Genomic DNA, 272 nt, shown 5'->3' with positions numbered 1-272 from the left:
CGCTCAGTTTTGAGTTAGGTAAATGGCGACTGGCAACTGAGGTGCTGCTGGGAATGGTGTTGTGCGCCATCCTGCTGGCACCGCTGCTGGCGCTGATTGCAACGTCGCTGGTACCCACACTGGGCGTGCCGCTGAATGCCGATACCCTGACCTTTGCCGCCTGGCGAGCGATGTTTGATAACCAGAGCGCTACCTGGCGAGCACTCACTAACAGTATCTCGCTCTCCGTGAGCGCCTCGCTGGTTCTGATGTTGCTGTGTCTGCCACTGGCG

Annotated in this window: 1 pseudogene; it reads left to right on the top strand. The window is 59.2% G+C overall.

Annotation, left to right across the window (positions count from 1 at the left end):
* Nucleotides 1-272: pseudogene (locus tag GJQ66_RS14240) on the top strand (hypothetical protein); the annotation flags it as partial.

This window comes from Microbacterium sp. ZXX196 (genome assembly GCF_009709595.1).
Taxonomy (GTDB): Bacteria; Actinomycetota; Actinomycetes; order Actinomycetales; family Microbacteriaceae; genus Microbacterium; species Microbacterium excoecariae.
The sequence above is the reverse complement of the archived record's forward strand: the minus strand, read 5'-3'. Positions and strand labels throughout refer to the sequence as shown.